The organism is Pantoea sp. S61 (assembly GCF_016625145.1).
In the GTDB taxonomy this organism is placed as follows: domain Bacteria; phylum Pseudomonadota; class Gammaproteobacteria; order Enterobacterales; family Enterobacteriaceae; genus Pantoea; species Pantoea rwandensis_B.
This window is the reverse complement of the sequence record NZ_JACVUO010000042.1, coordinates 1-9,293: the sequence shown is the minus strand read 5'-3', so window position 1 is coordinate 9,293 and position 9,293 is coordinate 1. Positions and strand designations below refer to the sequence as shown.

General features: G+C 52.4%; 9 protein-coding genes. All 9 read right to left on the bottom strand.

Annotated features, from left to right (window positions below; genetic code table 11):
* Positions 1–214 precede the first annotated feature (214 nt).
* The 9 genes from IAE30_RS29560 to IAE30_RS29520 all read right to left on the bottom strand — a co-directional run bounded on the left by IAE30_RS29560 (position 215) and on the right by IAE30_RS29520 (position 9,165).
* Positions 215–976, bottom strand: a complete 762-nt coding sequence (locus tag IAE30_RS29560; protein ID WP_034830190.1) for an amino acid ABC transporter ATP-binding protein — start codon at positions 974–976, stop codon at positions 215–217.
* A gap of 8 nt (positions 977–984) precedes the next feature.
* Positions 985–2,085, bottom strand: a complete 1,101-nt coding sequence (locus IAE30_RS29555; RefSeq protein WP_045816977.1) for an amino acid ABC transporter permease — start codon at positions 2,083–2,085, stop codon at positions 985–987.
* Between the two features lie 15 nt (positions 2,086–2,100).
* A complete protein-coding gene (locus IAE30_RS29550) occupies positions 2,101–3,279 on the bottom strand; it encodes an amino acid ABC transporter permease (RefSeq protein ID WP_034830186.1) in 1,179 nt (392 codons plus the stop codon).
* A gap of 66 nt (positions 3,280–3,345) precedes the next feature.
* The gene (locus IAE30_RS29545; RefSeq protein ID WP_200536553.1) at positions 3,346–4,371 is read right to left on the bottom strand and encodes an amino acid ABC transporter substrate-binding protein; all 1,026 of its coding nucleotides are present in this window, start codon (positions 4,369–4,371) and stop codon (positions 3,346–3,348) included.
* 541 nt (positions 4,372–4,912) lie between these two features.
* Positions 4,913–5,209: a DNA-binding transcriptional regulator Fis gene (gene fis / locus IAE30_RS29540; protein ID WP_003855228.1), complete on the bottom strand. Its 297-nt coding sequence runs from the start codon at positions 5,207–5,209 to the stop codon at positions 4,913–4,915.
* A gap of 24 nt (positions 5,210–5,233) precedes the next feature.
* Positions 5,234–6,199, bottom strand: coding sequence for a tRNA dihydrouridine synthase DusB (gene dusB / locus IAE30_RS29535; protein ID WP_038644355.1), 966 nt, complete (start codon positions 6,197–6,199; stop codon positions 5,234–5,236).
* 395 nt (positions 6,200–6,594) lie between these two features.
* A complete protein-coding gene (prmA, locus tag IAE30_RS29530; RefSeq protein WP_038644356.1) occupies positions 6,595–7,476 on the bottom strand; it encodes a 50S ribosomal protein L11 methyltransferase in 882 nt (293 codons plus the stop codon).
* Between the two features lie 11 nt (positions 7,477–7,487).
* Positions 7,488–8,933 carry a sodium/pantothenate symporter gene (gene panF / locus IAE30_RS29525; RefSeq protein WP_038644357.1) on the bottom strand — a complete coding sequence of 482 codons (1,446 nt, stop codon included), beginning with the start codon at positions 8,931–8,933 and terminating at the stop codon, positions 7,488–7,490.
* Positions 8,923–9,165 (bottom strand): YhdT family protein, encoded by a 243-nt coding sequence (locus IAE30_RS29520; RefSeq protein ID WP_045816979.1) that lies wholly within the window; start codon positions 9,163–9,165, stop codon positions 8,923–8,925. The genes panF and IAE30_RS29520 overlap by 11 nt, the downstream gene beginning before the upstream one ends.
* Positions 9,166–9,293 lie beyond the last annotated feature (128 nt).

Here is a 9,293-nt window from a genome sequence, read left to right as displayed (position 1 = left end):
GTAGTGTGGGGTCTCCCCATGCGAGAGTAGGGAACTGCCAGGCATCAAACACAGAAGCCCTGAACGAAAGTTCAGGGCTTTTTTGTATGTTTAAAACTCGCATCCAGGCTCAAGATTCACCAAAAACGTCGAAATGAGTCAATGCGAAATAATATTACGGGCATAAAAAAGCCTCTGCACAGATTGTGCAGAGGCTTAAGTAGCTCATTGAATATCAATGGATAACTTGAGAAAGGAAGGCGCGTGTACGTTCTGATTTAGGATTCGCGAAGAACTCCTGCGGCGGCGCTTCTTCAACGATCTCTCCGCGATCCATAAAGATCACCCGGTCCGCCACAGTACGCGCAAAGCCCATCTCGTGCGTCACGCATAACATCGTCATACCATCTTCTGCCAGACCAATCATGGTATCGAGAACCTCTTTCACCATTTCTGGATCGAGTGCTGAGGTGGGTTCATCGAACAGCATGATTTTCGGTTTCATACACAGCGAACGCGCGATCGCCACACGTTGTTGCTGCCCTCCTGACAACTGTCCTGGAAACTTATGGGCATGTTCCGCGATACGCACGCGTTGCAGATAATGCATCGCTAACTCTTCCGCTTCTTTCTTCGGCATCTTACGCACCCAAATCGGTGCCAACGTGCAGTTTTGCAACACAGTAAGATGCGGGAACAGATTGAAATGCTGGAATACCATGCCGACTTCGGTGCGTACACGCTCAATATTGCGCACATCATCGTTAAGATGGATGCCATCTACTACGATACGGCCTTGTTGATGCTCTTCTAAATGATTGATGCAACGAATAGTCGTCGATTTCCCGGATCCCGAAGGCCCGCAAAGAACAATGCGTTCGCGGGGTTTCACCAGTAAGTTAATATCTTTAAGAACATGGAACTGACCGTACCATTTATTCACGTTTTCGAGCGTAATCATCATGGCGTCAGCCGCATTAGTCATAATTTGTGTCATGTAAAACCTCAGTGCGATTTACGCCCGGTGTGGAAGCGCTTCTCCAGATGCTGGCTATAGCGCGACATGCTAAAACAGAAAATCCAGTAAACCATGGCAGCAAACACATAGCCTTCGGTCGACATACCCAACCAGGTGGGGTCAACGGTGGCTTGCTGCACGCTACTGAAGAGATCGAATAGGCCGATGATGATCACCAGGCTGGTATCTTTAAACAGTGCAATGATGGTATTCACTAATCCGGGGATGGTCAGCTTGAGTGCCTGCGGCAGAATAACCAGCATCTGCGTTTTCCAGTAGCCGAGTGCCAGTGATTCTGCTGCTTCAGTCTGCCCTTTTGGCAGCGCTTGCAAGCCGCCACGTACCACTTCTGCAACATAAGCGGACTGGAACAGAATCACTCCAACCAGCGCACGTACCAGCTTGTCGATGGTTGTGCCCTCAGCCATAAACAGCGGCAGCATCACCGATGACATAAACAGCACGGTAATCAAGGGTACACCGCGCCAGAACTCGATGAAAATGACTGACAGGGTGCGAACCACTGGCATTTTTGAACGACGAGCCAGCGCCAGCAGAATCCCCAACGGGAGCGCGCCGGCGATGCCAATTGAGGCAATAATCAGCGTCAGCGTCAGGCCGCCCCACTGGCGGGTTTCCACGCGATCCAGCCCCAGATAGCCGCCATACATCAGCAGCCAGACAACAATCGGGTAGATTACCGCCCAGCAGGCAATGTAGCGACCACGGCGTGGCATTGACTTAATGAACATGGGAATGATCGACACTAAGCCAACCACTAACGCCAGATTAATGCGCCAGCGCAGTTCGTGCGGATAAAGTCCATACATAAACTGGCCAAAACGTGCGTGGATGAATACCCAGCATGCACCTGCTTTGGTGCAATCTGCACGTGTTTCGCCAATCCAGTTGGCCTGGAAAATCAGCCACTCCAGCGCCGGTGGAATCACACTCCAGATAATCCAGAAGCTGAACAACGTGAGCAGGGTATTCAGCCAGCTGGAGAACAAATTTTTGCGCGCCCACAGCCAGGCTTTCCCTAACGGATTGCTGGGTGCAGGCGATGTATCGTGTGTGGTAACAGACATAATGATCCCGTTCTCTTATCGCTCAACTAGCGCAATTTTGCGGTTGTAGAGGTTCATCAGCAGTGAAATGAGCAGGCTGATGATCAGATAGACCGCCATGGTGATCGCGATAGTTTCAATCGCCTGGCCAGTTTGGTTCAGCACGGTACCGGCAAACAACGACACCATATCGGGATAGCCAATGGCCGCCGCCAATGATGAGTTCTTCACGATATTGAGATACTGGCTGGTTAACGGTGGGATGATCACGCGCATTGCCTGCGGGATGATGACCTGGCGCATCGTGACAGGATTTGGCAGACCCAGTGAGCGAGCTGCTTCATTCTGACCGTGCGGCACGGACTGAATCCCGGAGCGAATCACTTCCGCAATGAACGATGAGGTATAGACAGACAGCGCCACCGTTAAGGCCGCCAGCTCGGGGATCATCACAAAGCCGCCGCGGAAGTTGAATCCGCGCAGTTCTGGCACATCCCAATGCGTTGCGGCACCAAACAATGTGTGTGCAATCAGTGGTAACAGCACAATCAAACCTGCAGCGGCGGGCCACGTGCGGCGTAACTGGCCGGTCTTTAATTGATGCTTACGGTTGAAGCGGAAAAGCGCAACACTGCCGAGAATGGCCAGCGCCAGTGCAATCAGGAATGGCCAGGTGCCCGGCGCATACTCGGGCCACGGAATATACAAACCGCGGTTACTGACAAACGCCAGATCAAACGCATTGAGTGCCTGACGTGGCCCTGGCAGGTTACGCAATACCGCAAAGTACCAGAAAAAGATCTGTAGCAGCGGTGGGATATTACGAAACGTCTCGATGTAGATGGTCGAGAGTTTACGCAGCAGCCAGTTTTCAGACAGGCGTGCGAGCCCCACGGCGAAGCCCAGGATGGAGGCAAATACAATGCAGAGTGCGGAAACCAGCAGGGTGTTGGTCAACCCCACCATAAACACGCGCGCGTAAGTATCGCCTTCGGTGTAATCGATCAGGTGTTGGACGATGCCGAAACCGGCATTGCGCTCAAGAAATCCGAAACCGGACGTGATGCCGCGGTTGGCCAGGTTGATTACTGTGTTGTGGACCAGATATCCCACTACAGCAAGCACGGCCACAATCGCGATGATCTGGTAAAGCCAGGCGCGAACCGTAGGATTACCAAACGAAAAATCCCTCTTTACGGTTGGGCGTTGTGACATGTTGAAACCTCAGTGAAGAAAACGCTTGGGCACCGCAGGGTGCGGTGCCCGACTGGCAGAACAGACTTAACGTACTGGTGGAGCGTACTGGATGCCGCCCTGGTTCCAGAGTGCATTCTGGCCACGCGCGATTTTCAGTGCGCTGTCTTTACCCACGTTGCGATCGAACACTTCCTGATAGTTACCAACCTGTTTGATGATGTTGTAAGCCCATTTATTATCAAGTTTCAGGTCTTTACCGAAGTCACCTTCTGAACCCAACAGGTGAGCCATATCGGGAGTAGTTGGCTTGGCCGCCATCTGATCAACATTCTTAGAGCTCACGCCCATTTCTTCTGCGTTCAGCATGGCGTAAAGAGACCATTTAACGATGGTGAACCAATCGTCGTCACCACGACGTACTACTGGACCCAGCGGCTCTTTAGAGATCACTTCTGGCAGCACGATGAAATCGTCTGGCTTGCCGAGTTTCACACGCAGTGCATACAGCTGAGACTGGTCAGAAGAGAGGGTATCGCAGCGGCCACTGTCGAGCGCTTTCGCTGACTCATCCGAGCGGTCGAAGGTCACTGGCGTGTACTGCATTTTGTTGGCTTTGAAGTAGTCAGCCACGTTCAGCTCGGTATCGGTACCGGCCTGAATACAGACGGTGGCACCATCCAGCTCTTTGGCGCTTTTCAGGCCCGCTTTCTTATGGGTCAGGAAGCCGATGCCGTCATAGTAGTTCACACCAGCGAACAAGAAGCCCATGCCACCATCACGTGAAGAGGTCCAGGTGGTATTACGAGACAGGATGTCCACTTCACCAGACTGGAGCGCAGTGAAACGCTCTTTAGCCGTCAGCGGGGTGTATTTCACCTTGCTGGCATCACCAAATACCGCAGCCGCAGCAGCGCGGCAGACATCCACGTCGATTCCGGTAAATTTGCCGCTGGCATCAGCGTAGGAGAAGCCTGGCAGGCCATCGCTGATACCACACTGTACGAAACCTTTCTTTTTAATGGCATCCAGCGTGGTGCCTGCGTGCGCTTGTTGAGTAACGGCGAACAGCGAGGCTGCAGCGACCAGGGTGGAAAGCATCATCTTTTTCATAAAGCATCCTGTGTGGCGAGATCGTGTGTTGTTATGTTTGCACGCACTTTAATGTGCGCTTTTTTCTGTCTTTGGCGGTTAGCCATCCACGACTCTGCAAAGGTAATGCCAGGTTTGCAGAATCCTGAATTCACTGGAAAGATCTTTTAATAAAAGGACGCATCCAGAAATTTTGGCTACTATCGCGCACCAAAAGGCTGCATGACGAGACGACGCGATCACAAATAGTGCAAATAGTTTCACTATGTGGAAGCAGTGTGAGCCATCACTCAGGATAAAATGTATGCGTTTGCAGGGTTACGGTAGAAACAGTGCAGGATCACTGGGAAAGCGGCATGGCGGGCGTTATGACGCACAAAGCTGGCGCTAAAAAGGGGCAAAAGACGTGCGGTAAGAAGGACAAAATATCACGGATGCAATTGCAACTATCGTTACCATATCCGCGACAATTGTTTCATCCGTTGCTAACGTAGTGAAACTATCGGTGAGGCACAAACAAAAACGCCAACCCGAGGGTTGGCGTTAGCGCAGCAAAGAACAATTAGTTCATGCCGTATTTTTTCAGCTTCTTACGCAGGGTACCACGGTTGATACCCATCATCAGAGCTGCACGGGTCTGGTTGCCACGGGTGTACTGCATCACCATGTCCAACAGAGGCTGCTCAACTTCAGCCAATACCAGCTCATACAGATCACTTACATCCTGACCATTCAGTTGAGCAAAATAGTTCTTCAGTGCCTGTTTAACCGAATCACGAAGTGGCTTTTGCGTCACCTGATCCTGTGAGTTAACGGTAGAAACGGTCAGTACATCAGAATTTACGCGTTGTTCGAACATAGTTCTTTCAGCTCTTTATTTCGTTTACGCAAGATTTTCGAAGTATGCCTCCAACGCCTCCAGCTGTTCGCTGGCATCCTCTATGGCGTTGAATGTGCGCCGAAACTGGTCATCAGGAGCACTTTCCTGCAAATACCAGGAAACGTGTTTACGAGCAATACGGTATCCCTTGCGCTGACCATAAAAGTCGTGCAGTTCCCGTATATGTCCAATCAGCATTTGCTTCACTTCAGCCAGCGGCTTCGGTGCCAGCAGCTCCCCTGTGTCCAGATAATGCTGGATTTCCCGGAAGATCCACGGTCTTCCCTGAGCAGCGCGACCAACCATCAGAGCATCGGCTCCGGTATAGTCGAGCACCGCTCTGGCTTTATGCGGGTCAGTAATGTCACCATTCGCGATAATCGGAATGGAAACGCTCTGCTTAACTGTCCGAATGCTGTCGTATTCAGCGTGCCCCTCAAACAAACAGGCGCGCGTGCGGCCATGAATGGTGAGAGCCTGAATGCCACAGCGTTCAGCCAATTGGGCAATCTCTACACAATTACGATTTTCTTTGTCCCAGCCGGTGCGAATCTTCAGCGTAACCGGTACATCAACTGCATTCACCACCGCACGGAGGATAGACTCCACCAGTGACGGATGCTGCAGCAGTGCTGAGCCAGCCATCTTACGATTCACTTTCTTAGCCGGGCAGCCCATGTTGATATCAATAACCTGCGCGCCAGACGCCACATTAATGCGCGCGGCAGCAGCCATCTCATCAGGATCGCAACCGGCAATTTGCACGGCACGGATTCCAGGCTCGTCACTATGCACCATACGCAAACGGGATTTATCACTGGCCCAAACTTCTGGGTTTGATGACAGCATCTCGGAGACAGTCATACCCGCGCCGTTCTCGTAACACAAGGTGCGAAATGGCTTGTCGGTAACGCCAGCCATAGGTGCAGCGATGAGTCGATTACGTAGCTGATGGTGTCCAATGCGCATGAAAAAGAAGTGACCCTAACTGTTCGCAAGGCGGCGTATATTACGCATTTTTTAACGAAGATGAAAGGCCAAACTTTGAACAATTCGCCGTCAATCGGCAAGGAAATCGGCCTTAACAGCGATGATACAACTAATAATCTATATAATTCAGTCAATTAAAAATTTATGCTGAAATTGTGAGCAAAAGTTTTTCTTAAATCACGCCCAAAAACACAACATAAAAACCGCTACATCCGGTAATTAGCCAGAGAAATGACGGCGATGTGATTATTAAATGTACTAATTTAATTGCTTTCAGGTAGCAGGTTTACGGCTTATCTGCAGAGAGTGAATCCCTTTCACCGTTAGGGTGGCCAGACAGCAAACCGGCCAGCGAAGCCAGCCGGTGATCAAGCTTAGCGACGCACGCCAGTAATACGGCACCACTCCTCTTTTTCCGCCACCGGATCAAGCTCGAAGCGCTCAACATAGGCTTCGCACACCCCTTCAGCCTGGCTGGCTAATACGCCCGACAATCCCAGATGCCCGCCCGTTTTTGGCAATACGCTAATCAGCGGCGCCAGTTCACGTAGCGGGCCGGCGAGGATATTGGCGACAACCACATCAGCTTGCAGGTTTTCGGGTTGTTGATGCGGCAGATAGAGCGACAGACGATCAGAAACGCCATTGCGCTCCGCATTGTCACGGCTGGCCTGAATAGCCTGTGGATCAATATCAATCCCGATAGCCTGCGACGCGCCCAGTTTGAGGGCGGCTATAGCGAGAATGCCGGATCCACAGCCAAAATCGATCACGGTTTTGCCTTGAAGATCGAGCCCATCGAGCCAGGTGAGACAGAGCGAAGTGGTCGGGTGGGTGCCGGTACCAAACGCCAGGCCCGGATCCAGCATCACGTTGACGGCATTCGGATCCGGCACGTCCCGCCAGCTCGGGCAGATCCACAAACGTTCACCGAAACGCATCGGGTGGAAGTTATCCATCCATTCACGTTCCCAGTCTTTATCCTCGATCTGCTCGATCTTGTGATGGAAATGCGATCCCAGCAGCGGATGTTGACTCAGCTCGGCCACCACATCGTCCATCTCGGTTTCGGCGTCGAACAGACCAATCACATCCGTATCGCCCCATAAGCGTGTTTCACCCGGCAGCGGTTCGTAAACCGGGTTGTCATGGGTATCCTGAAACGTCACCGAGACGGCGCCCACGTCCATCAGCGCATCGCTGAGCGGCTCGGCATTTTCGCCGGTACTGTTAATTTTGATTTGAATCCAAGGCATAGCGTTTCTCTTTATTTCACTGCAGCGTGACGCGCTTCAGGCGTGCTGCCAAACAAATTACCCACCACGAAGGCCAGCAGGCTTAAGGTCAATGAGGGAACGATAGGGTGGAAGCCCCATAGTTCAATGTTCAGGCTGGCGAGCAAGGTATAGCAAGCCGCGCCGACCACCATGCCGCTGATAGCACCTGTCGAGTTAGCACGCTCCCAATACAGTCCCAATACCAGCGGCCAGAGGAACACGGCTTCCAGTCCGCCAAAGGCCAGCAGATTGAGCCAGATAATCATATCCGGTGGATTCCATGCCGCCAGTAACAGCAATATGCCCAGCACGAAAGTGATGGTGCCGGATAGCATCCGCAGGCGCGATTCATTCTCGCTGTGCTGTGGTGCAATACGCAAATAGAGATCTTTGATCAGCGTAGCGGAGGATTGCAGCAGCTGCGCGTTAATCGTCGACATGATAGCTGCCATCGGCGCAGCGAGAAACACGCCGGCTGCCATTGGCGGCAACACGGTGATCATCAGTGTCGGGATCACGCGATCCGGAATAGTGAGATCCGGCAGAATGGCACGACCTAACGCCCCCGCCAGATGCATGCCGAGCATCAGAATCACCACGACAATGGTGCCCAGAATAATGCCGCGATGCATGGCTTTGCTGTCTTTATACGAAATACAGCGCACCGCAGTATGCGGTAAGCCAATCACGCCAAAGCACACCAATACGGCAAAGGAGCTGAGAAAAGTCGGGTTGATGACATTGCCCACGCCTTCCGGGGAGACCAGCTGTGGATCAATAGTGCGCAGCTTGGTCACGGCCGTTTCCAGTCCGCCTGCCTGATGGATCACCGCGAAAAGCAGCAGAAAGGTGCCGATCAGCATCACCAGACCTTGCATCGCATCATTGAGTACGCTGGCACGGAAGCCGCCAAACGCGGTATACAACGCAATAGTGCCGCCGAAAATCAGCAGACCGGTGTCGTAGGGAATACCTGCTGCCGTTTCCAGCAGACGCGCGCCACCAATGAACTGCACGGTCATCGCGCCAACAAAGGCCACCAACAAGCTAATACTGGAGAGCCAAATCAGCAGTGTGCTGCCATAGCGGCCATACAGCATGTCATTCAATGTCACCGCATTGTAGCGCCGCGCCAGAATGGCAAATTTTTTCCCTAGTACACCGAGCGAGAGCCACACCGCCGGCACCTGAATCATCGCCAGCAATACCCAGCCAAGACCATATTTATAGGCAGCACCCGGCCCGCCAATAAACGAACTGGCACTGATGTAGGTGGTGGTGATAGTCATGGCCAGCACAAAGCCACCCATTGAACGGCTGCCGAGGAAGTATTCGGTGAGGAAATTGCCCTGACGCTGTTTGCGCATGGCAAACACCGACAATCCGGCGATCAGTACCAGATAGGCTAACAAAGGCAGAATGATTTCACTGTCCATCTTGATCCTCCAGCGACATATCGCGATACAACAGGCGAACCATCAACCAGCAAAGGAAAATAAACAGCAGCGGGGCGAAAATGCAGGAGAGCTCAAACCAGTGCGGTAATCCGGTGATGCCGCTCTCATTGCCGCCCAGCCAGGCGCTGAGGCCCCAGACGGCGAGATACGCCAGCGTCAGATAAAATGCCCAGCGCGCCTCTTTGTTCGCTTGTAAAAAACGCCAATCCATTATGCAACCTCAAAGGTAACAAAAATGAAAAAGGCCGGATTAACCGGCCTTTGTTTGCTCTGCGCTGCGATTACTTCTCGTGCAGGCCGAGTTTTTTCTCCAGATAGTGGATGTTGGTGCCACCCTGC

Coding starts and splice junctions, on each gene's coding strand:
- IAE30_RS29560 (WP_034830190.1), bottom strand. CDS start 976: ATGACACAAATTATGACTAATGCGGCTGACGCCATGATGATTACGCTC.
- IAE30_RS29555 (WP_045816977.1), bottom strand. CDS start 2,085: ATGTCTGTTACCACACACGATACATCGCCTGCACCCAGCAATCCGTTA.
- IAE30_RS29550 (WP_034830186.1), bottom strand. CDS start 3,279: ATGTCACAACGCCCAACCGTAAAGAGGGATTTTTCGTTTGGTAATCCT.
- IAE30_RS29545 (WP_200536553.1), bottom strand. CDS start 4,371: ATGAAAAAGATGATGCTTTCCACCCTGGTCGCTGCAGCCTCGCTGTTC.
- fis (WP_003855228.1), bottom strand. CDS start 5,209: ATGTTCGAACAACGCGTAAATTCTGATGTACTGACCGTTTCTACCGTT.
- dusB (WP_038644355.1), bottom strand. CDS start 6,199: ATGCGCATTGGACACCATCAGCTACGTAATCGACTCATCGCTGCACCT.
- prmA (WP_038644356.1), bottom strand. CDS start 7,476: ATGCCTTGGATTCAAATCAAAATTAACAGTACCGGCGAAAATGCCGAG.
- panF (WP_038644357.1), bottom strand. CDS start 8,933: ATGGACAGTGAAATCATTCTGCCTTTGTTAGCCTATCTGGTACTGATC.
- IAE30_RS29520 (WP_045816979.1), bottom strand. CDS start 9,165: ATGGATTGGCGTTTTTTACAAGCGAACAAAGAGGCGCGCTGGGCATTT.